The sequence below is a fragment of the Sphingopyxis sp. JAI128 genome (assembly GCF_014207235.1).
GTDB lineage: Bacteria > Pseudomonadota > Alphaproteobacteria > Sphingomonadales > Sphingomonadaceae > Sphingopyxis.
The window spans coordinates 235,521-257,548 of record NZ_JACHDA010000001.1; the positions used below are offsets into that span (position 1 = coordinate 235,521).

A 22,028-nucleotide genomic window follows, 5' to 3' on the forward strand; every position below is an offset into this window, starting at 1 on the left:
TGGCAATCGCCGCCGACCTTGGCAATGCGGGTATAGCATAGTGGTAATGCTCTAGCCTTCCAAGCTAGCTAGGCGGGTTCGATTCCCGCTACCCGCTCCAAGCCCCCTTTCATCGCTACCGCCGACTTCAGGCTACCGGCCGCGCGTTAATAGGCGACGTCGACGGCGATGCGCAGGGTGCGCGGGCGCAGAGGGGTAAGGAAGCCTTCGTTACCCTCGACGAACGGCGTTCCCAGCGAGAAGCGGTTGCCGCGCGAGTCGAAAAGATTGGTCAGCGTCAGCGACAGGCCGCGACGTTCGTTGCCGACACGCATCGCGATGCCCGTATCGACATAGTCGCCCTGGCTTTCGCCCAGCACGGGGCCGATGCCGAGGCGCGACGGCCCGATGTAGCTCGCCCAGCCGTTGACGCGAAAACCCTCGTTGCCGAGCATCGTCGCATAATTGACCGAGCCGCGGACGGCATGTTTCGCAACGTTCGGAATACGGCCAAGCCGGATCGGCGCGGTGTCGTAGACCGGCAGGATCTGCGGCGCGAAATCGTCGACGCGGCTATGGTTGTAGACCGCGCCCAGTTCGAAAGTCAGCGCGTCGGTCGGCCGCATCGCTATCGTGCCCGACAGGCTGGTGATCCGCCCGTCGCCGATATTGGCCGTGGTCGGAAAGCCGTTGCTATCGATGAAATCGGCCTGGATGTTGCGCCAGCGGCTGTAAGAGAGCGCGAGGCTCGCATCGAGCAGGCTGTGCCCCTTGTCGCCGAACCGCATCCCGGCCTCCCACGTTCGCACCTGGTCGTTAAGGAAGCGGCGAACGAAATTGCCGTCGACCGCGAGCCCGCCGGGTCGGAAGCCCTCCTGATAACGGGCGTAGAGCCGGACATTGTCGAGCGGGGTAGCGAGCAGCGAGAAGGAGGGGAGCAGGTCGGTTTCGTTGCGCGAAGCGGTGGTCGCACGCTGCGCCGGATCGAGCGCAAGGAAGAAGCCTTCCGCCGTGCCGCCGAGCCGTGCGTGCGACAAACGAAGCCCGCCCGTCGCGACGAGATTCGGCATCAATTCGACCGTCGCCTCGGCATAGCCGGTGACTTCGGTGATCCGGTTGGTGACGCCCGGCAGGATCGCGCTGATCCCCCTGAGAGTCACCTCTGTCGGCGCCAATTCGGCTGGCGGCGCCGCCTCGGCCCGGGCGGGCAGGTTGGCGCTGAACCCTGCCGTCCCGAAACCGGCGATCCCGAAATCGCGCGTCTGCCGCGCACGATTGTCGATGAAACTGACGCCTACTACCCAACCAAGCCCATCGTGATAAGGCCGCGAAAGGCGGTTTTCGCTGACGAACATGCGCGTTGCATTGCGCTGGTCGAGCACGCGCGGCCGGTTGCTGATCAGGCTGACGTCATAAGGCGAGAACAGGCGCTCGATATCGACTGCACCCGCCTGCACGCCGTCGGGGACGGTGGCGTCGAACCGTTCGAACAGCCGGTGTTCGATATAGGCGTTCGACGACTGGAAACGGAGGTCGCCCCAATCCTTCATCACAACAACCGTGCCGAGCCCATAGCGCGCCTTCGCATTCTGCTGAACGAGCGAATTGCGTACGAGCGGCGGCGCGTCCTTATCGGCATATTGCGCGTCGTCCGATGTAATGACCTGATAAATGCCACCCAGATCGATCGTCCAGCCGTCGCCGGCCTCGAACCGGAAAGTGCCGCGACCCCCGCGAACATGGACGCGATTGACGTCATTCTGCCCCAGCATCGGGTTGTCGATATAGCCGCCATCGGTCAGCATATAGCCGACAAGGCGCAGCGCATGGCCATTTTCGCCGACGGGCAGGTTCGCGATCGCTGCGATATCGCCGCCGGGGTCGCCATGCTGTGTAACCGAGACGCCGGCGATCGCCTGTACCGACATGGCGCGCGGATCGGGCGCCTTCGGCACGACGCGAATGATCCCACCGAGCGAGCCGGCGCCGTAGAGGGTGCCCTGCGGCCCTTCCAGGATTTCGACATTATCGACGTCGTAGAGCCTGAGGTCGGGATCGGGCGCATTATAGCTGAGACGGATATCGCCGAGATATTGGCCTACGGTGGATTGCGTCGGACCGGTAAAGCTCGAGTCGGCGATGCCGCGAATGAACAGCTTGTTGCGCCCCGAACCCAGATGGGTCGAGGATACGGTCGCGGTGCGCGACAGGATCGAATCCATCCCGCGCTCGCCGCCAAACGCCAAATCGCCGCCATCCAGCTGGGTGGCGACGCCCGCGAAGTGCGAATAGGGAAGGTCGGTCTTGGACGCGGTGACGATGATCTCGTCGTGCGCCGCCGCGACCATGTCGTTCGACGGCTCTCGCGCACGCGGCTGCGGCGCCTGCCGCGGCGGCGGCGTGGCGCGATGGGCAGCGCGGGGCGGTGGCGGGCGGCGTTCGATCCGCCAACTCGTCGCACTGACACGCACGGCCCGCGCATCGGACCCCGCCAGCAGGCGACGGATCGCTTCGTCGACGCTCATCCGCCCGCGAACCGGTTTGACGCGCGCGCCCCACAGTTTCGCATCGACGACGCTGATACTGACCCCCGCCTGCCGGCTCACGACGGGCAGCACGCTCGACAAATTGCCCTTGGGGATATCGAACGCACGTTCCTCAGCCGCCTGCGCCTGTACAGGCAAGGCCAGCAGGATCGCCATCGTGGCAGCGAAGAGGCAAGGGCAAAGGCGCGACGTCATGGTCAGCGGGTCAAAATCCAGCCATCGCCCTGCCGCTCGGCCTTCGTCCCCGACAGCGCGGCGAGATCGGCGATCGTGCGGCCGCGGTCGTTGTCGACGATCAGCGCGCCGCGGAACGACAGATCGGCCGCTTCGGGCGCGATGCTGACCTGCATCCCGGCGGTGCGTTTCAGATCCTCCGCCACCACCGACAGCGGCGTACCGTTATAGACGAGCAGGCCGGTGCGCCAGCCGCCGACGCTGGCGATATCGACGTCCTTGACTGCGGGGGCGTTGTTGTCGTCGTCGCGCGCGTCGAGTCCCTTGCCCGCGACCACGCGCACATTGTCGCGATCGGGGTTGTAGAGGACGACGCCTTCGGACACCGCAACGCTCGTCTGGCGGGCGCGCCGGACGACGTTGAACGCGGTGCCGAGGTCGACGATCCGATTGGCGCCCGCCTCTACGACGAAGGGATCGCCTTCGCGGTGGACGACGTGGAACATCGCTTCGCCCGATTCGAGCCGGGCGAAACGCGGACGATCCTTGTCGACCTCCACCACGGAACCGCCGTTGATCTCGATCCTCGACCCGTCGGCGAGCGTCACGGTGCGATGTTCGCCCGCCGCGGTTTCGATCCGGTTCGGGTCGCCGAACAGCCCCAGGCTCGAGACGCCGATCACGCCGACAAAGGCGGCTGCGATCGCGCCGCCGAACCAGGCGCGGCGCGACGGGCGGCGCGGCTGTTCGCCCCGCAGAGGCATCCCCGGCGCAGCGGGCGTCCGCGGCAGGGCGTCCAGATCCTGATCGAAGCTCGCAATCGCATCGTAGATCGCGGCATGACCGGAATCCTCGGACAGCCAGTCGGAGAAGCCGTCCCAATCGGCAAAGTCCGGGTCGCGCTGCCGGATCAGCCAGTCGATCGCGCGGGCTTCCGCGGCGGCGTTGGTCGCGTCAGCCTGCATCGAACTGCCTCCGTATCGCGGTGAGCGTGGCATATACTTTCCGCAGATCGGCTTCGACCGTACTCAGGCTGACCCCCAATTCGTTCGCGATATCGCGCTGGTGGATGCCGTCGACACGAAAACGGCGAAAGATACGCGCTGGACGCTCGCCGATGGCGGCGATCGCGGTTTCGACGAGCGCGAGCTGCTCGCGCGAGATCAGCGACGCCTCGGTCGAAGGGCTGTGCTGGGCGGAGGCTTCGCCCCAAGCCTTGTCGCGGAGTTCGCTCTGACGCGCCGAACGGTAGCGATCGAGCATCAGATTGTTCGCGGCGCGCATGACATAGGATAAGGGCTCGGCGATCGGGCCCGTGCGCCGGTCAGTCAGGCGCATCCACAGATCCTGGAACAGGTCCTCGGCAGCATCGCCTGCCCCGCGCACCTCGAGGAAACGGATGATCCGGTCCCGATTGGCGAGCAAGACGCCTTCGATGCCCTGGGCGGCGTCGGTTCGATCGTGCGAACTGGTCATGGATTGCTTGCTTTGGAACGCCATCTCTTGCCGGTCGGCGCCATCCCGCTGTGCGCCATACGTCCCCCTGACCACGCAATCATATAGCGCCAACGCCCCACTGCGCAACTGCGGTGAAGGAGAGGAAGAGATGGCAAGTGCAAACATCGGTTTCTGCGTTCGTTGCTGAGCAAGGGGGAAGCGAGGGTAGGGGAAGCCGCTTCCCCCTTGCATGCGGGTCGGGCCGGGGGGCTAGAGGCCGACCCGCAAACTGGCACGGAACGCCCAGCCGACATGGCTCTGCTGTTCTTCCGCGGACACTTCTCCGGCGACCTGGAACGCCGAGTTGCCGGCGATGCCGCGGAAACGGCCGACCCAGCCACTGGTGCGATCATCGGGCGTGAGCGTGAACGGCGTGCCGTCCTTGAACGAGGCGGTTGTCGCGCCCAGCGTCCCGCTCACGATCTGGCGGCGCCCGCCTTCGATCTCGAAGCGCGTCCAGCCGTCATATTCGTCGGCTCCGCCAAATTCCATCCCGAGGGCGACCGTACCTGAAACGGCAAGTTCGTCGCTGTCGCGGCTGAGCACATTCAGGTCGAGCGCGTCGCCGCCGCCGGTTTCCTGATAGCCGTCTTCCTTCAGCTTGTAATAATCGACCGCGACCATCGGGCGGATGGTCAGCCCGCCGGCGTGCGCGTCATAGGCGAGTGAGCCCGACGCCGACCACAAGGTGCCGTCCCATTTGCCCTTCATCGTCTTTTCGATGTCCTCGGCGCCCGCTTCGGCGCGGAAGATGCGGGTGCCCTTGAAGCTGATGGGCGCGCCCGAAACACGGGCGTTTGCCATGAAGCCGTCCGAACGCAGGCGCCAGTGCAGCGCACCTTCGAACTGGCTGCTGCTCACTTCGTTGGCGTTGCTGCCGTTTCCGTCCTTGCCGCTGAGATAGGCGATCGAACCGCCGAAATTGCCGAGATCGCTCTCGATTTCGGCACCGAGCGAAATACCCCAACCGCTGACGTCGTAACTCGCAGTCTCGCCGACGCTCTTCGAGGTGCCCCAGACGGCCTGGTTGACCCAATAGCCCCATTTGCCCTCGTCCTGGAACGGGGCGTTAGGGTCTTGCAGGTAGCGCGCCAGCGCGCGCGAACCGGAAGTCACGGTTTCGAAAACGCCGCCTTCATGTTCGGGCAACATCTGGCCGAGCTGCGCCTTGAACTGTTCGCCGTCGCGGATGCCAAGGAATACATCCTCGATCTTCTGGTCGGCGACCACCGCGTCGATGACAGCATTAAACGCGCCCGATTCTGAGCGGTTGAGCCCGAGCTCGCTCGTGCTCTTGCGCGACACATCGACGATGAGCTGCGTCGCGTTCGACGACAGCGTGCCCTTGTAGAGGAAAGGCAGCAGCGCCTGCGACGCCGTGAGGTTGCTTGCGCCGGTCAGCGAACCCGCGCTCAGCACGACATGCTGGCCCTCGGCCTCTTCGATGCTCGACAGTTTGAGCAGCAGATTGGATTCGGCGCCGAAGCTGGCGTTGCCGGTGACCTGAAGCGCGGTGCCCGTGTCGCCACTGTCGAGCATGACGCCAAGGGTACCCTTGTCGGTGACCGCCAGCGACGCGATGGTCGCCGCGCCGCCGATGTCGAAGATGCCGCCGGCGACCGTTACGGCAGTGCCTTGCGAATTGCGCAGACTGCCCGAGAAGATCGACGTGCCGCCGATGCTGAGCGTGTCGCTGCCGCCGCCGAAATCGATCACGCCGCCGAATTTCGAGGTGCCGACGAGCGTCACGCTGTCGCTGCCCGCGCCGAACTGAGCCGTGCCGTCATAGGTAGCGTCCCCCGACAGGGCGAGCTTGTTATCGCCTGCGCCAAAGAAGCTGTCGCCCTTTACCGAACCGTCGGCGATGTCGAAGGTGTCGTTGCCGCCGCCGAAGCGAACGTCGCCAACGATGCTGGGAGCGGTGACGCCCGACGCCACGGCTGTCTGTTTGACCGTCGTGCCGGCACCGTTCGCCGACAGGTCAATTGCAATATTGCGATCCGACGCAGCGGCGGCGCCAGTCGCGCTGATCGCGCCGCTGTTCTCGACCGTCGTCACTTTGCCCGACAGGTCGACGACGGCGCGTGCCGTGCCATTGTCCCCGCCCGTTTTCGCGATGATGGAACCGCTGTTGCGGATCATTCCGACATCGCCGCCAGCATCTATCAGCACCGCGGTTGCGATCGACCCGGCCGCGTTGCCGCCGGTGATCGCCTCGACCTTGCCCGCATTGCGGATTTCGGGGGTCGTCGCGCCGTTGCCGAAGCGGATAGCCGTCGCCGCGCTGTCCTTCGACTGCGCCGATACGCTGCCCGTGCTGCCGATGCCGAGCCCGCCGGCGATCGTCACCGCGCCGCCGAGACCGCCGACCTGGATCGCATTGCCGTCCTTGCCGGCGTAGACGCCGTTCCCGAGAACCGACCCGTCGATGATCATGCCGAAGCCGGTTCCGGTGCCCGCGACCGGACCGATCGTCACGGCCTGTGTCGCCGATCCGATGCGGATCGCGGCGGCCGAACCGAAGGAGCGAACCGAAGCGGCCCCTTCCTTCGAATCCTCGATGCCGTCCTTGTCTTCGTCATTATCGGTCGTGCTGCTGTCCTTGGGCGGCACGGCTAGGACGATGCCGCCGCCGACATTGCCCTCGATCGACAGCGCCGGACCGCCGATCAGCAGGTCGTCGGCGTCGAGCTTCGACGGGTCGGCGGGCGGAGTGACGGTGCGATAGCCCGTCGCAGTGAGGTTGCCCTGAACGACGAGCGCGCCGGAGATATTGCCCGAAAGCCGCGCGGCCATCGCATCGACGCCGGTTCCGCTGATCTCGCCCGCGAGGCGGACGTTGCCGGTCACGTCCTGAAGCCCGATGCCGAGCGCGCGGTCGCCGAGGACCTGCACCGTGCCATTGTTGACGAAATTGCCCGTGAGCGGCCCTCCGAGGCGGATACCCGCCGAATCATTGCCCTTGACGGTGATCACGCCGCCATTCGTGATATTGCCGGTGAAGGCGCCGCCAGTCGCGATCCCGACGCGATTGCTGCCCACCGCAAACGGGCCGTCGAGGTCGCCGTCCTTGTCGATGTCGGTCGGTGCATAGGTTTCGCCGAGGTTGATCTTGCCGCCGGTCGCGACCGTGATGCCGCTCGTCACGCCGTCGTTCGCGAAGATGCCCGTTGCGCCGTCGATATTAATGAACTCGATCGTGCCTTCGTTGACGACCTTGTGATTGCTGTCGATCGTGATCGCCGGACCAGAGGTGGTGGGCTTGATCGAACCCGAGGCGGCAAGGCGCGCATCGTCCGCGGCAGTGCCGCCCTTGACCGTCGAAGTGCGGATCGGCGCGGTCAACGCGTTGCCGATCACGGTTTCGGCGGCGGCGGGCGCCGCCAACATGGCGGCCAGGCTGGTGGACGCTAGCAAAATCTTACGCATCGGATTCCTCTTGTGATCTGGGGCCGGATTTTTTCCGGCGACAACCACAAGACGGAGCCGGCGCGGCGCGGCCTTGGAAAAAATTTTCCGACCGGACGGATCAGTGCCGCCCCGGCAACTCGATCAGCTTCAGGCCGAGCGTCGAGGCATTTTGCACGGCCTCTTCGCGGCTGTTTGCGCGCAATTTGCGCATCACATTCTTGAGGTGCCACTTTACCGTTTCGGGCGCCAGTTGCAGCGTCCGCGCGATTTCCTTGTTCGATTCGCCCGCGTTCAGCGCGCTCAATATTTCGATCTCGCGCTCGGTAAGGAAAGAAAAGGCCTCGCCCGGTGCGGCGGGACGGGCCCCCTCCAGCGCCGGGTTGCGGCGCGACGGTTCGGCGAGTTTCAGGAGCGCGAGGAAGGATCCCGACGAATAGGCCTCGCTGCAGAAATTCTGGACCGCGCGAACACCGGTGACGTCGAGGATATCGACGATCGTTCGGCGAAATCCGGCGCTGGCGGCGTGGTTGAGGAAGCGCACGATCTCGAGCTCAACCATCTTGTCGCAGCGGCCGCTGAGCTGGGGCAGGATGTTGAGTAGTGTCGCGGTCGCGCGCAGTTCGGCGTCGTCGGCATTGGACGCGAGGCGCAGCAGCCGTTCGGCCGCCGCCGTCAGGCGGGGGCGGTCGCCACTGGCAATCGCCTCATAGGCGCGCATTTCGGATAGAATGGCAAAGGCGCGCGCGGGTGCCGACAGCGGATCGAGCACCGCGGCCTCTTCGTCACCCATGGCGACGATCGATTCGGCGTCGATCGTTGGCGGCAGGCGGAGCCGCGCGCGCTCGACGACGCACATTGCCTTCATCGGAATCCAGTCGCGTGCGAACGCCAGGGCTTCCGCCCGGTCGATGAGGGACGCCGCCGTACGCGCCTGTTCCAGATGGACCGCGGCACGGATCGCAACGAGGAACGCCGGAATCGTCGCATCCTGAAATGCGCTGCCTTCCAGCGCGGGCAGCGCATTTGCCGCCAGTCCGGCCGCCGCCGCCATGTCGTCGCGTTCATAATGGCAGCGTGCCAACGCGGCGTCGACCAGCGCCGGCGCGAGGCCAACCCCCGCGGTAAGCTGCCGGGCGTCGAAAAGCAGGCGTTCGGCATCGTCGAGCTGCCCCTGCGCGCGCGACAGCGAGGCCTTGGCACATATGGCGAGCGCCAGGGGCAGGTCGAGCGAACAGTCGGCATTGTGCGGCGTCAAGGGGCGAAGCACATCGTGAACGAGGCCGAATAGCCCTCGTTTGAGCGCGCCATGCGCCAGGAGGGTGCGGATCATGGCGACAGCGAAGTCGGATAGTCCGTGCGGCGCCGCGAGCAGTTGGTCGCACGTCTCGACGATTTCGGCGAGCCCGTCGCCCGCATAGGCACGGTGGACGAGCCCGATCGCGCGCGCCTCCGGAACGACATCCTTCGCTTCGAGCGCGGCAATCGCCGCTTGCGCCGCCGGATGCGCGGTCAGGGCGTATAGCCAGGCTCGGGCCTCGCGCAGCGCCGGGACCGCCGCCACTTCGGCAGGCGGCAACCGATCGATCCACCCAGAAAGCGCTGAAAGATCGCCCTGTCGCAGCATCGGCATGGCGATTCGGGCGAGCAGCGCCGCCGCCCGTCCAGTGTCGCCTGCAAGCATCGCCTGTTCCGCGGCGGGCTCCTCCATGCCCTGCGTCGCGAAATAGCGCGCGGCAGCGCGGTGCAATTCTACGCGCGTATCGGCCTCCGGAGCGCCCGGATACCGCGCAAGCGCCGTGCGAAAGGCCGAATGGATGCGATACCAGCCCCCGCGTCCCGCGAGCGGTTCGACGAAGAGCCCCCGCGCCGCAAAGTCGCGCAGCATGGCGGCTCCATTCTCTTCGCCGCCGAGCAACCGCGCGAGGTCGCCGCAGAGGTGCGGGACCGCCGCGCAGCGTTGTGCAAAGCGTCGCTCTGCGTCGGTCAGGCTGCCGATCACGGGGGCGAGGTGAAGGTCGATCTGCTGCGGAAGCGCGGCGCCGCCGTGACGCGCGGTCAGCCGCAGTCCCGCCGGCCAGCCTTGCAGCACCGCATTGATTGCGGCCGCTTCTTGAGGCGACAGGGCTTTGCCCGTGGCGCGCAGGAAGGACCGAACTTCATCGTCGGTCAAGCCGACATCGGCGCCGTCCATGGCGAGTGCCATGCCGCGCCGTTCGACGTCGCCCGTGTCGGTCGCGGGGACGGCCCGGCTCGTCAGGACCAGCCGCAACTGAGCAGGGGGATGGCGGAGCAGTCCGTTCAAAACATCGATCACGCGCGCATCGGACAGGCGGTCGATATCGTCGAGGACGAGCAGAAGCGGCCGGTCGGCATCGTCGATCAGGTCGGCAAGCGCTGCCGACAGGATGGCCGCGGGCACCGAGGCCGCCGAAATGTCGCGCGAACCAGCGCTGCGGAGCCCGCCGCTCGCCAGCCGCACCGCTTCGAACAGATGGCCGATCGCGGCCGGTTCATTGTCGTCGCGCTCGAACGAGACCCAGCCGGCGAACCAGCCCGCAGCACGCGCTGCAGCGAACAGCGTCGCCGCAAAGGCCGTCTTGCCGTAGCCTGCGGGCGCGCGCACGAGGCAGATTTCATGATCTGCAAGGGCCGCGAGCGTGGCTTGCCAGCGCTTGGTCCCGACCAGGTCGGCGGGGAAGCGAGGCGGGGCGAATTTGCCCCTGGCAACCACCCGCGTGCGGCCCGTCGTCGTTGCGCGATCCTGCGCGCTTGCCTCGATCCTCAAACCCGGCTGGATGGTCATATCGTCGCCCTCCATGTGTCCGTCATGGCTATAGCCATGCGAGCCCCGCGGCAAGCGTCCCCCCCATCGGTCCCCCCGCCGCGCGGCCTGTGCATGGCAGGATCGGCGCCATAGCCTCGCCAACTATCGAAGGGCCCACACAGAATGGTCCGAACCATGGGAGAAGAGGCGTGACGAATAGAGCGATTCTGGCTGGTTTCCTGTCCACAACCATGTTCGGATGGCAGGGCGTGGCCTTTGCGCAGGGGGCGGAAGCCGCTTCCGAAGCCGACAGCGGCGGCATCGCCGAAATCGTCGTCACCGCGCAGAAACGCGCGCAGAATTTGCAGGACGTTCCCGCCGCGGTGTCGGCGATCGGCGGCGATGCGCTCGCGGCGCGGGGAATCAACGAAACCTCCGACCTGATGGGCGCGGTGCCGAGTCTCCAGATCTCGACCCCCTATGGCAAGACCCAGCCCAATTTTTCGCTGCGCGGGATTTCGGTCGCGAATGAATTTTCGGCGTCCACGGCATCGCCGGTCGGCGTCTATGTCGACGAAGTCTATCAGAGCTTCCGCGCCAGCCACGGCGGACAGTTATACGATATCGACCGCGTCGAGGTGCTGCGCGGCCCGCAGGGCACGCTGTACGGACGCAACACGACCGGCGGTGCGATCAGTTTCTTCACCCGCAAGCCGGAGCTGGGCGCGGACGAAGGCTATTTCACGATCGGTTACGCCAATTACGACACCAAGACGGTAGAGGGCGGTTTCGAAAAGACGCTGATCCCCGACGTTCTCGGCATTCGCATGGCGGGGACGGTCGCGAAAGGGGACGGCTGGCAGTATAATCCGGTGCAAGGCCGGGACGCCGCCACGACCGACTCGATGGCCGGCCGCATTTCGCTCCGCTGGAAGCCGAGCGACACGCTCGACATCAACTTGAAGGTCTATGCCGCAAAGGACGATCCTTGGACCGCCAACGCCTATTCGATCGGCCAGTTCGCGAACGGCGAGGATATCGTCGGCTATTCACGCTTCAATCCCGCCCAGAACGGCGGCCGCGCGCTGGGCAAGAACGAGGTGTCCGCCGATCAGGGCGGCAAGTCGCTTTCCTCGTCGAAGGGCGTCGCGCTCAACATCGCGCTTGAACTGAACGATTATTTCACGCTGACCTCGATCACCGGCTATGACACGGGCAAGTACAGCATTTCGCCTAACGACTGCGACGGATCGCCGCTCAATGTCTGCTCGATCCGGTTCAACAGCCGCAGCAAGAATTTCAACCAGGATCTGCGCCTGAACTATTCCGACGACAATATCGATTTCGTCGGCGGCCTCTATTACGGCAAGGATACCATCAAGACGCGCAACGAGCCCGACTTCTTCGGCGAATTGCGACCGCTGCTGCTGGGGCTGGGTGTCCCCGGCAGTTACAACAACGCCCCGATCGGAACGCCCGATTCCATCCGCGTGCTGCCGGCGTTCGCGCTCGATCCGACGCTGACGCCGGGCTCGGCGGGCTTTTGCGACCCCGTCGTCGTCAACCCCAACGGCTTTTTCGATGCGCGGACGCTGGTCGCGTACCAGACCGATGCCGCGATCAACAACAGTGGCAATTTCCCGGCGGGCGGCGCCTATTATCAGGGGTGCCTTGCCGCCGGTGCGGGCCCGTTCGGCCCGATCATGGGCGAGCAAAGGTTCGACATCCAGCGGCCGTCGAAAGCGATCTACGGCGACCTTACATGGAAGGCCACAGACAAGCTCACTTTGGCTGTCGGCCTCCGCTACACGATGGACAAGGTAAAGTTCCGCAATGGCAGCACGATCATTTACGCGCTTGATGGGGTGACGCCGGTGGTCAATTTGATTCCCTATGCCTTCCCCTATGATCCCGACCTGCCGACGATGAATCTGCAGGAGAAGGCAAACCGCCTGACCGGTCGGGCCAATATCAGCTATCAGCTCGCCGACGATGTCATGGCCTATCTGCAATATAGCCGCGGCTATCGCAGCGGCAGCTACAACGGCCTCGCCTATCAAGGCACGAACCAGGTCTATTATATCAAGCCCGAAAAGGTGAACGCCTATGAAGGCGGCCTGAAAACCCAGTTCCTCGATCGTCGCGTCCAGCTTAACCTCGCCGGTTTCTATTACGATTATTCGAACCAGCAGACGACACAGGTCGTCGGCGCCACCACCTTCACCCGCAGCGCCAACGGCCGCGTGTGGGGCGGCGAGGCCGAACTGACCGTCGCGCCGGTCAATGGGCTGCAACTCAATGCCTCGTTCGGCTATCTCAACAGCAAATATAAGGGCAATGTCGTCGACCCGAACGATCCGGCGACGCAGTTCACGCGCAACGTCAACGGCAATCCCTTCCCCAACGCGCCGAAGGTCACTTTCAACGCCGGGTTCGACTGGGATATCTTCGACAAGGGCGACAGCAAGCTGACGCTGCGCGGCGACGCCAGCTATATGGGCAAATATTATTTCGATGCGTTCGGGGATTACGGGCTCGATCCGTGCGACAAGCCCGGCGCGCCCGGCGCGGTCCGGCCCGCGGGCGTTGCCTTCACCTGCGGCAATCCGGGTTACTGGCTGCTCAACAGCCGCCTGACTTACAAGGCCAACGACAATCTGTCGGTCAGCGCGTGGGTCAAGAACCTGACCAACAAATATTATTACACCTACGGTCTCAACATCGACGTCTTCGGGCTCGATTATCTGAACCGCGGGACACCGCGCACCTACGGCGTCGAAGCGACGTTCAGCTTCTGAACCTCCCGAGCAGGGAACGGCGGCTCCCCCGCCCGTCCCTCGTTTCCCGAAATTAGACAGAGGAGCGTCGTATGATGCGATTTAAGGGCAAGAGCGTATTGATCACGGGGGCGGCGAGAGGCATCGGGCTCGCCGCCGCACGGGAATTTGCGCGCGAAGGCGCTTCGGTGACGATCACCGATATCGACGGTGACGAAGCCGAAGTTGCCGCCGCAGCAATCCGAGCGGACGGACTGAAAGCCGCAGCGCGGCGGCAGGACGTCGCCGACGAAGCGGGATGGACGGGGCTGATCGCCGACGTCGTGGCGCGCGAGGGCAAGCTCGACATCCTCGTCAACAATGCCGGCATGGGTTTCCTGAAATCGGTCGTCGATACCAACCTTGCCGAATGGCAACGGCTGATGGCGGTCAATCTGGAGAGCGTCTTCCTCGGCGTGCGCGCCGGCATCGGGGCGATGAAGGAGAGGGGCGGGGTGATCGTCAACGTCGCCTCGATCGCCGCGAACGTCGCCGAGCCGCTCTTCCCCGCATATAATGCCAGCAAGGCGGGGGTTGCGATGCTGACCAAGGCGGTCGCGGTCGATTGCGCGCGCAAGGGCTGGCCGGTGCGGATCAATTCGCTGCATCCCGGCTATTGCGAGACCAAACTGGTCGCCGATGCAGTCGGCGCGCTGGGCGACGAAGCGGCGGGTTTTGCCGCCGCGACCGCCGCCGCCATTCCATTGGGCCGGATGGCGACGACGCGCGAGATCGCGCGTCCGCTGCTGTTCCTCGCCAGCGACGACGCCGCCTACATGTGCGGCAGCGAGTTGATCGTCGACGGCGGCTACACCGCGGTCTGACTGAACACATTATCCAGAGAAGGATTGGGGTATCATGAGCAAGAAACCGGTTATCGTCTATGGTGCCTCCGGCTACACCGGCCGCCTCGTCTGCGAATATCTGCGCGAGCTGGGCATTCCCTTCATCGCCGCCGGACGCGACAAGAAACGCGTGCAGGAGGTAATGGACAAGGTCCCCGGCATCGAGACCGCCGACTATGAGGTCGCCGAAGTCGAACATGGCGTCGAGGCGCTGACCAAACTGTTCAAGGGAGCGAAGGTCGTGTGCAACATGGTCGGCCCCTTCATCAAATATGGTCCCGAAACGGTCGAGGCGTGCCTGGCCGCCGGCGTCCATTATCTCGACACGACCGGCGAGCAGGACTGGATGCTGGCGGCTCAAGAGAAATGGAGCGAGGCCTTTGCGAAGAAGGGACTGCTGCTGTCGCCGTGCATCGCGCAAATGTATACGACAGGCGAGATCGCGGCGAACATCGCGCTCGAACAGGCGCCAGGGCTCGACACGCTCGACATGCTCGTTTTGTGGAAGGGGTTTCCGACCTATGCCTCGGTCCAGACGATCTTCACGATCCTGAAGGCCGACTGGTACTATCTTGAAAATAATCAATATGTCCAATGGCCGACGATGACCGCGACCGAGTGCCATGTCCCTGGCCAGCACGCGACTGCGCTGACGCTGCCGTGGGGCGGGACGTCGCACCCGATCTGGTTCAAGCAGGATCCGCGCGTGTCGACGGTGAAAGTTTATGGCGGCGTCTTCGCCCGCGAGGTGATGGACAATGTCGTCAATATGACGAAGATGATCGATACCGACATCAAGCCGCTGCCCTTTGCCGAGCAGGAGGCGGCGCTGTCGAAGATGGCGGAGACCGTGCAGGGCGACATGCCGCCGCGCGAAAATCCGCGGCTCAACACCAGCATCGATTCGGTCCACGCATCGGGCCCGCTCGGCCGCGCGCATGTACTGATCCACGGCAATTGCAATTACAAGCAGACGGGGTTGATGCAGGCCTGGTGCGCGATGAACCTGCTCCAGCAACCCCCGCGCCGCACCGGCTTCGCCTCCGCCTGTCAGGCGTTCGGGCATCACGAGCTGCTCGGCGTGCTGCGCCAGTTCGGTCTGGTGCTGAAACCGATCGTCACGGTCCACGACTGAGGGGGGGGGCAATGCGGCTCGTTGACTGGCTCGACAAGGGGGCCTCGCTGGGGCCTGACGCACCCTGCCTGACGATGGACGGCAAGAGCCTGTCCTACGCCGAGGTACGGGCGCTGACGCACCGCGTCGCACGCGGGCTGAACGGCGCCGGGATTACACCCGGCAAGCATGTCGCGATCCTGTCGGGCAACGATCCAATTGCTTTCGCCTGCGTCTTCGCCATCTCGCGCGCCGCCGCCGTGTGGTGCCCGATCAACCCGCGCAACGAGGCGGCCGAGAACGCCTATGTGCTCGACAATTTCGACTGCGCAGCGCTGCTTTTTCACAGCAAATTTGCAGATCTTGTCGATGCGCTGCGCAAGGAACTGCCGAAGCTCGAGCAACTCGTCTGCCTCGATGCCGAGCAGAGCTTCGCCCCTTCGCTCGACCAGTGGCTGGCGGGCGTTGCCGAAGTCCCGTTCGCCGCGACGCCCGTCAGCGACCTTGCGATGCTGCCCGGCACCGGCGGCACGACGGGGCACCCCAAGGGGGTGATGCTAACCAATCGCAACCTCGAGGCGATGACCGCACTGACGCTGATGGGCTATCCGTTCGAGGGGCGGCCGGTCTATCTTGCGATGGCCCCGCTCACCCATGCTGCGGGGGTGCTGGCCTTTCCGATCATGGCGCATGGCGGCGAGATCGTGATCATGCCCACTCCCGACATCGGCGAATTCCTGACATTGGCGTCAAGGCACCGCGCGACGCACGCCTTCCTGCCGCCTACGCTGGTCTATATGCTGCTCGACCATCCGGCGCTGCCCGCGACCGATCTGTCGGCTTTGCAATGTTTCTGGTACGGAGCGGCGCCGATTTCGGCGGCGCGGCTCGAAGAGGCGATCGGCAAGATCGGGCCCGTTATGGCGCAATTGTTCGGCCAGACCGAGGCGCCGATGATGATATCGATGATGGCGCCCAGGGATCATTTCAACCCCGACGGATCGGTCGCGCGCCATCGCCTGTCGTCGGCGGGCAAGCCCGGCCCGCTCGTCCGCGTGGCGATTGTCGACGCCGAGGGCGAGGAATTGCCACACGGCGAGCGCGGCGAGATCGTCGTGCGCGGCAGCCTCGTCATGGAAGGCTATTACAAAAATCCCGAGGCGACCGCCGAGGCGACGGTGAACGGATGGCACCGCACCGGCGACATCGGCTATCTCGACCCCGACAATTTCCTCTTCATCGTCGACCGCGCCAAAGACATGATCATCACCGGTGGCTTCAACGTCTATTCGGCCGAAGTCGAACAGGCGCTGCTCGCGCAGCCCGCCGTGCAGGACGGCGCAGTGTTCGGCCTGCCCGACGACAAATGGGGCGAACGCGTGTGCGCGGTGGTGCAATTACGGGCAGGGCATCGGGCCGACCCCGACGAACTAATCGCCGCGGTCAAGGCTACGATCGGCAGCGTCAAGGCGCCGAAAGAGCTCGAAATCTGGGACGACCTGCCGCGATCGAAGGTAGGAAAGGTGCTGAAGAAGGATATCCGGGCGGCGAAGTTGGCGGAGATGTCTTGAACCATCGAGAAAAGGCGGCCGATGCCACTCACCAGTTTTTCCATACCACACAGAGCACCACCGCTAGCGCTGACCCCAATAGCAATTTGACAATAACATAGGTGATGACTTCTCGGCTTTGGGTTGGGTTGGCTCCCATCCATTATTCTTTTTCCCGGAAGATCAAAAATGAGGCTATTTGGCGGACAGGGTGGGATTCGAACCCACGGTGAGCTTGCGCCCACGGCGGTTTTCAAGACCGCTGCCTTAAACCACTCGGCCACCTGTCCTATGCCCGCCGCCATAGCGGCCGCGCGCCGGGCGGCAAGCAAAAGATGACGGCATTCCGTCCATCGCGCGAATGACTCCGCCCGTCTCGCGCCGGGGTGGCCAAGCCGCTCGCATCTGTGCGAGACACGCCTTATGGGTGGGGACATCATGCACGCTATCATTTTCAGAATCAGACGCCTTTTTGCCTTTGCCATCGCCTTTCTTTCGGCGTGGCTGCTCACCGCGTCGGTACCGCTGCACGCGCAGGGCGGCGACAGCGGCTTCGACGCCTATGTCCAATCGCTGTGGCCGAAGGCGCAGGCGCGCGGCGTGTCGCGCGCGACATTCGACCGGGTGACCGCGGGACTGAGCTACAACGCCCGCGTCGTTGCGCTCGACCGTGACAATTTGGGCAGTCCGCCGAGCCCGAATACGCCGATCCCGGCCTTTACGCCGTACCGGATCAAACATGTCGATGCCGCGCGCATCGGCGGCGGACGCCGTGTCCACGACCGGCTGCTCCCGCTCTTGTCGCGCATCGAGCAACGCACCGGCGTGCCGACGAGCATCATGATCGCGATTTACGGCCATGAAACCGCCTATGGGCAGGTAACGGGCAATTTCGACCTGCCCGAGGCGCTGGCGACGCTTGCCTATGAAGGGCGCCGCCGGTCGCTGTTCGAACCCGAATTGATCGCGACGATGGTGATGGTCGAACGCGGCGTGCCGCGCAGCGCGCTAAAAGGCAGCTGGGCGGGAGCGTTCGGCTATCCGCAATTCTTGCCGTCGGTCTATCTGCGCGTCGCCGAGGACGGCGACGGCGACGGCGTCGCGCGCATCTGGTCGAGCGAGGCCGACGCGATCGAATCGATCGGATCCTATCTCCGCAACGCCGGCTGGCGCGCCGGCCAGCCGTGGGGCGTCGCGGTGACCGTTCCCGCGGGCTTCGATCGCGCGCGCTATGCCAACCGGTTGACGCCCACGCGCTGCCCGCGCGTTTTCGAACGCCACAGCCGCTGGCGCTCGATGGCCGAATGGCGCGCGGCGGGCATCCAGCCGGTGACCGGACGCTGGCCAGACGGCCAAATCCAGGCAACCTTGCTCGAACCCGACGGCCCGGGCCGGACCGCTTATTTGCTCACTGGTAATTATCGTGCGATATTGGACTATAATTGTTCCAATTTTTACGCACTATCTGTGGGGTTGCTGGCGGATGAAATCGATCGTTAGGGGCGGGGGCCTTTTGGCCGGAGCGATGTTGACGCTCGCGGGCTGTGGCAGTTTCGATGGCAAGCGCGAAGGCGGACTGGCGCCGGTATCGAGCGCGCCGGGCGTCGTCGACGGGCCGGTCAAGATCGGCGATCCGTACAAGGTCGGCGACAAGACCTATACCCCCGCCGACATCGCCGATTATGACGAGGTCGGCTATGCGGGCTGGTATGGCGAGGAGCTTGCCGGGCAGCCGACCGCGAATGGCGAGACTTTCGATCCCGCCGGAGTCAGTGCGGCGCACAAGACGCTGCCGTTACCGAGCTATGTCGAGGTCACTGCGCTCGATACCGGACGTACGATCCTGGTACGCGTCAACGACCGGGGACCGATGGCGAACGACCGGCTGATCGACCTGTCGCGCGGCGCCGCCGAACAGTTGGGCCTCAGCGAAGGTGTGAGCGCGGTGCGCGTGCGCCGGACCAGCCCACCCGCCGCCGAACGTGCGCAGCTTCGCGCCGGACAGCCGGCTCGCGAGCGCATCGCGACGCCCGGCTCGCTGCTGGCGATCCTCCGCGGCAAGATGAAGGACCTGCCCGTTCCCAAGGGCGTGGCGGCCCCCGCAACACCCGTCGCGACGCAGCCCGCGGCGCCGATCGCCTCGGGCAAAGCCAAGCCTGGCGACGACCGGTTCATTGTCGAGGGGCCCGGAGCAAAGAAGCCAGACACCAGGCCCGCGCCGGCCAAGCCCGCAGACGCCAAAGCCGCCCCCGGTGGCTTTTACGTCCAGGTCGGCGCCTTCAGCAACGAAGCGCGCGCCAATAGCGCGGCCAAGTCGGTTGGCGGATCCGTATCGAAGGCCGGCAGATACTGGCGCGTGCGTATGGGCCCCTTTGCCGGAGAAGCCGAAGCGCAGGGTGCGCTCGGCAAGGCGAAGGCCAAGGGTTTTCGCGACGCAGTGGTCCAGCGCGACCGGTGACGCGCCGACCGATGCGGCAACGGCGATTACGGACGAAAGGCGGGAAGGCGGTGCTGACACTCGCCGCGCTGGCGGTCGCCCTTCCGGCGGCGTCGGCTGGCGACGCGCGGTCCGAAAATGGCCCGGTCCATAACGCCCCTGCCAAAAATGGTCCGGTCAGCCGGCCGCTTTACGTCACGCAGGCGCCGATCGTGATGCTGAAGGATCTCGATTCAGGCGCGATCCTCTTTTCGCGCGGCGCCGACAAGCGCTTTGCCCCCGCGTCGATGGCGAAGGTGATGACCGCTTATGTCGTGCTCGACCTGATCAAGAAGGGCGAACTCGACCGCGACCGGCAATTCACGGTCAGCGAGGCGACGTGGAAGAAATGGAACGGCAGCAACGGCGGATCGACGATGTTCCTGCGGCCCAACGAAAAAATCTCGGTCGATGCGTTGCTGAAGGGGCTAATCACCGTTTCGGGTAATGACGCCGCGGCGGCGCTGGCGGTCGGGATCGACGGAAGCGAAGAAGAATTCGTAAAAAGAATGAACGTAGTAGCGACCGAAATTGGAATGAAGTCGAGTCGGTTCGGGACGCCTAATGGCTGGCCTGATGGCGGCGTAACCAAGGTCAGTGCCGCCGACCTGATCACGCTCGCCGACCGGCTGATCCGCGACCATCCGGGCGGCTATGCACGCTATTTTTCGCTGCCGAAGCTCCAGCATGGCACGTCGCCCGACGGCAAGCCGATCGTCCAGCCCAACCGCAACCCGATCCTCGGCCGCTTCGAGGGCGCCGACGGGCTGAAAACGGGGCATACGAGTGAGGCGGGCTATTGCTTCCTCGGCTCGGCGAAGCGCGGCGGCCGGCGGCTGATCATGGTCGTCGCTGGAATGCGCAGCGAAAAGGCGCGACGCGACGAAGCCGAACGGCTGATGACATGGGGTTTCGAAGCGTGGGAGGGCAGGGAATTGCTCCCCGCCGGCGCAAGCGTCGGGCGCCTCGATGTCGGCAGCGGCGCCAAGCCCGCGGTCGCAACCGAAACCGGCATGGCAGTGCGGATGACGGTTCCCAAAGGCTATGCGGGCGGCTACCGCGCGATCATGCGCTCCCATGCTCCCCTGACCGCGCCCGTCGCGCGCGGCGCGCGGGTGGCCGACCTTGTCGTCCGGCCCGATGGCCTGCCGCCGCAGACGACACCGCTGCTCGCCGCCGCGGACGTTGGCGAAGGCGGCGGATGGTGGGCGCGCGCGCGGACGGGATTCTACCGGCTGACCGGGCTGTGACCGGGCGTTTCATCACGCTGGAGGGCGGCGAGGGGGTCGGCAAATCGACGCAGATCGATGCGCTCACCGCCGAAATCGAAGCGCACGGGATCGAGGTCGTGGCGACTCGCGAGCCGGGTGGCAGCGCAGGCGCCGAAGCGATCCGGTCGCTGCTGATGGAAGGCGCCGACGACCGCTGGGACGCGCGGAGCGAGGCGCTGCTCTTCGCCGCAGCGCGGGCCGACCATGTCGCGCGGTCGATCCGCCCGGCGTTGGCACGCGGCGCGTGGGTCTTGTGCGACCGCTTCGTCGATTCGAGCCGCGCCTATCAGGGCGGCGGCGGCGGGATCACCGACGCCGACCTGATGATGCTGCACCGCTTCGGATCCGAAGGACTGATGCCTGACCGCACTTTCCTGCTCACCGTGAGCGCGGACGAGGCGGCGCGGCGGCTGGCCGAACGTGGCGGCAACGATCGTATGGGGAGCAAGCCCGCCGATTATCAAGCACGCCTTGCCGCGCGTTTCGTCGACATGGCGCACGCCGAACCCGCGCGCTGGCGGATAATCGATGCCGACGCGCCCGCGCGGCAGGTAACGGCGGCAATCCTCGCTCAACTGGCCGGGTGGCTGCCATGATCGGGCACGGCGACGCCCAAAAGGCATTCCTCGAAGCGTGGCAGAGCGGCCGGCTGCACCACGCTTGGCTTCTTGCCGGTCCACAGGGGATGGGCAAAGGCGCCTTTGCCGATCACGTCGCACGGTTCCTCGTAACGCATGGCGCCTCGGGCGAGGCGGACTCGCTCGACGACCGCGGCGACGAAGCGGCGGCGCGGTTGGTCGATGCGGGAAACCATCCCGAAATTCTGCGTCTCGTTCGGCAGGCGAAAGAGAAAGCGAAGGATCTCGCACGCAACATCACGATCGAGCAGGTTCGCGAACTCAAGGCGCGGCTTCATTTTTCGCTCTCGCTTGGCGAATGGCGCGTGATCATCGTCGATGCGATCGACGATCTCGAAGCCTCGGCATCGAACGCGCTGCTCAAGACGCTCGAGGAGCCACCGGCCAAGACGCTGTTTCTACTTGTCAGCCATTCCCCCGGACGCTTGCTGCCGACCATCCGATCGCGGTGTAGAAACCTTCGTTTTCAACCGGTTGATCATGACGTCATGACGGCGTGGCTGCACGAAATACGGCCGATGCTCGAAATGGCCGAGGTGCGCGCGATCGTCGCTGCGTCGGGCGGGGTCCCAGGCAAGGCGCTGGCGCTGATCGACAGCGACGTGGCGACGATGGAAAAGAAGCTGCTGGCTATTGCCAATTCGGGAGATCCCGAAAACCGGCTTCGCGAAGCGCTCGCCCGCGAAGTCGGCGGAACGAGCAATCGTGCGCGGCTCGAACTGGTGATCGATATCGTTCCCGGGCTTCTCGCGCGTCTCGCGCGCGAGAAGCCCGTTGCCGAGCTCTCGCCGGTCCTTGCGCAATGGGACCGCGTCCAGCGCACCGTGCGCGATGCGATCCGTGGCTCCTACGACGGATCGATGGTGGGGTTCGAAATCGGCAATTGCCTTGCCGAACTCGCACCGCGGCACGCGCGCCCGCCGCAGTAGCCGGCACGCTGACGCTTT

At 65.3% G+C, this 22,028-nt stretch carries 14 protein-coding genes and 2 tRNA genes; 10 read left to right on the forward strand and 6 right to left on the reverse strand.

The window, feature by feature from the left end:
• The first annotated feature begins 26 nt into the window (after positions 1 to 26).
• A tRNA-Gly gene (locus HDC35_RS01080) sits at positions 27 to 100 on the forward strand.
• A gap of 46 nt (positions 101 to 146) precedes the next feature.
• Here the strand turns inward: HDC35_RS01080 and HDC35_RS01085 are convergent.
• From HDC35_RS01085 to HDC35_RS01105, 5 genes are all read right to left on the reverse strand, one after another.
• A complete protein-coding gene (locus HDC35_RS01085) occupies positions 147 to 2,681 on the reverse strand; it encodes a TonB-dependent receptor domain-containing protein (RefSeq protein ID WP_260397409.1) in 2,535 nt (844 codons plus the stop codon).
• Between the two features lie 41 nt (positions 2,682 to 2,722).
• Positions 2,723 to 3,664 (reverse strand): FecR domain-containing protein, encoded by a 942-nt coding sequence (locus HDC35_RS01090; protein WP_184643032.1) that lies wholly within the window; start codon positions 3,662 to 3,664, stop codon positions 2,723 to 2,725.
• On the reverse strand, positions 3,654 to 4,175 hold the full coding sequence (locus HDC35_RS01095; protein WP_184643033.1) for a sigma-70 family RNA polymerase sigma factor: 522 nt from the start codon (positions 4,173 to 4,175) through the stop codon (positions 3,654 to 3,656). Before HDC35_RS01095 ends, HDC35_RS01090 begins: the two co-directional genes overlap by 11 nt.
• A gap of 231 nt (positions 4,176 to 4,406) precedes the next feature.
• Complete coding sequence (locus HDC35_RS01100; protein WP_184643034.1) at positions 4,407 to 7,625, reverse strand: autotransporter domain-containing protein; 3,219 nt, start codon at positions 7,623 to 7,625, stop codon at positions 4,407 to 4,409.
• A gap of 100 nt (positions 7,626 to 7,725) precedes the next feature.
• Positions 7,726 to 10,410: a LuxR C-terminal-related transcriptional regulator gene (locus tag HDC35_RS01105; protein WP_184643035.1), complete on the reverse strand. Its 2,685-nt coding sequence runs from the start codon at positions 10,408 to 10,410 to the stop codon at positions 7,726 to 7,728.
• A gap of 170 nt (positions 10,411 to 10,580) precedes the next feature.
• Between HDC35_RS01105 and HDC35_RS01110 the strand changes: the two genes are divergently transcribed.
• The 4 genes from HDC35_RS01110 (at position 10,581) to HDC35_RS01125 (ending at position 16,717) form a co-directional block, all read left to right on the forward strand.
• On the forward strand, positions 10,581 to 13,169 hold the full coding sequence (locus HDC35_RS01110; protein WP_311770696.1) for a TonB-dependent receptor: 2,589 nt from the start codon (positions 10,581 to 10,583) through the stop codon (positions 13,167 to 13,169).
• A 71-nt stretch (positions 13,170 to 13,240) separates the two neighbouring features.
• Positions 13,241 to 14,011 (forward strand): glucose 1-dehydrogenase, encoded by a 771-nt coding sequence (locus HDC35_RS01115; protein WP_184643036.1) that lies wholly within the window; start codon positions 13,241 to 13,243, stop codon positions 14,009 to 14,011.
• A gap of 34 nt (positions 14,012 to 14,045) precedes the next feature.
• The gene (locus HDC35_RS01120) at positions 14,046 to 15,167 is read left to right on the forward strand and encodes a DUF5938 domain-containing protein (protein WP_221438064.1); all 1,122 of its coding nucleotides are present in this window, start codon (positions 14,046 to 14,048) and stop codon (positions 15,165 to 15,167) included.
• Positions 15,168 to 15,178: 11 nt separating this feature from the next.
• Complete coding sequence (locus HDC35_RS01125) at positions 15,179 to 16,717, forward strand: AMP-binding protein (RefSeq protein WP_184643037.1); 1,539 nt, start codon at positions 15,179 to 15,181, stop codon at positions 16,715 to 16,717.
• 179 nt (positions 16,718 to 16,896) lie between these two features.
• Here the strand turns inward: HDC35_RS01125 and HDC35_RS01130 are convergent.
• Positions 16,897 to 16,986: transfer RNA gene (locus tag HDC35_RS01130), tRNA-Ser, on the reverse strand.
• A gap of 148 nt (positions 16,987 to 17,134) precedes the next feature.
• Between HDC35_RS01130 and HDC35_RS01135 the strand changes: the two genes are divergently transcribed.
• Genes HDC35_RS01135 through HDC35_RS01155 form a run of 5 tightly spaced genes read left to right on the forward strand, consistent with a single transcriptional unit; the run spans position 17,135 to position 22,010 of the window.
• Entirely contained in the window at positions 17,135 to 18,196 is a 1,062-nt protein-coding gene (locus HDC35_RS01135) for a lytic transglycosylase domain-containing protein (protein WP_184643038.1), read from the forward strand.
• A gap of 25 nt (positions 18,197 to 18,221) precedes the next feature.
• Positions 18,222 to 19,154, forward strand: coding sequence for a septal ring lytic transglycosylase RlpA family protein (locus HDC35_RS01140; RefSeq protein WP_260397410.1), 933 nt, complete (start codon positions 18,222 to 18,224; stop codon positions 19,152 to 19,154).
• Between the two features lie 50 nt (positions 19,155 to 19,204).
• Positions 19,205 to 20,422 carry a D-alanyl-D-alanine carboxypeptidase family protein gene (locus tag HDC35_RS01145; RefSeq protein ID WP_184643040.1) on the forward strand — a complete coding sequence of 406 codons (1,218 nt, stop codon included), beginning with the start codon at positions 19,205 to 19,207 and terminating at the stop codon, positions 20,420 to 20,422.
• A complete protein-coding gene (gene tmk, locus HDC35_RS01150; RefSeq protein WP_184643041.1) occupies positions 20,374 to 21,039 on the forward strand; it encodes a dTMP kinase in 666 nt (221 codons plus the stop codon). Before HDC35_RS01145 ends, tmk begins: the two co-directional genes overlap by 49 nt.
• The gene (locus HDC35_RS01155; protein WP_221438065.1) at positions 21,036 to 22,010 is read left to right on the forward strand and encodes a DNA polymerase III subunit delta'; all 975 of its coding nucleotides are present in this window, start codon (positions 21,036 to 21,038) and stop codon (positions 22,008 to 22,010) included. Before tmk ends, HDC35_RS01155 begins: the two co-directional genes overlap by 4 nt.
• The last annotated feature ends 18 nt before the right edge of the window (positions 22,011 to 22,028 follow it).

What these genes read in the sequence shown, in the direction of transcription:
- HDC35_RS01085 (WP_260397409.1), bottom strand. Translation starts at nt 2,681, where the DNA reads ATGGCGATCCTGCTGGCCTTGCCTGTACAGGCGCAGGCGGCTGAGGAA.
- HDC35_RS01090 (WP_184643032.1), bottom strand. Translation starts at nt 3,664, where the DNA reads ATGCAGGCTGACGCGACCAACGCCGCCGCGGAAGCCCGCGCGATCGAC.
- HDC35_RS01095 (WP_184643033.1), bottom strand. Translation starts at nt 4,175, where the DNA reads ATGACCAGTTCGCACGATCGAACCGACGCCGCCCAGGGCATCGAAGGC.
- HDC35_RS01100 (WP_184643034.1), bottom strand. Translation starts at nt 7,625, where the DNA reads ATGCGTAAGATTTTGCTAGCGTCCACCAGCCTGGCCGCCATGTTGGCG.
- HDC35_RS01105 (WP_184643035.1), bottom strand. Translation starts at nt 10,410, where the DNA reads ATGACCATCCAGCCGGGTTTGAGGATCGAGGCAAGCGCGCAGGATCGC.
- HDC35_RS01115 (WP_184643036.1), top strand. Translation starts at nt 13,241, where the DNA reads ATGATGCGATTTAAGGGCAAGAGCGTATTGATCACGGGGGCGGCGAGA.
- HDC35_RS01120 (WP_221438064.1), top strand. Translation starts at nt 14,046, where the DNA reads ATGAGCAAGAAACCGGTTATCGTCTATGGTGCCTCCGGCTACACCGGC.
- HDC35_RS01125 (WP_184643037.1), top strand. Translation starts at nt 15,179, where the DNA reads ATGCGGCTCGTTGACTGGCTCGACAAGGGGGCCTCGCTGGGGCCTGAC.
- HDC35_RS01135 (WP_184643038.1), top strand. Translation starts at nt 17,135, where the DNA reads ATGCACGCTATCATTTTCAGAATCAGACGCCTTTTTGCCTTTGCCATC.
- HDC35_RS01140 (WP_260397410.1), top strand. Translation starts at nt 18,222, where the DNA reads ATGTTGACGCTCGCGGGCTGTGGCAGTTTCGATGGCAAGCGCGAAGGC.
- tmk (WP_184643041.1), top strand. Translation starts at nt 20,374, where the DNA reads ATGGTGGGCGCGCGCGCGGACGGGATTCTACCGGCTGACCGGGCTGTG.
- HDC35_RS01155 (WP_221438065.1), top strand. Translation starts at nt 21,036, where the DNA reads ATGATCGGGCACGGCGACGCCCAAAAGGCATTCCTCGAAGCGTGGCAG.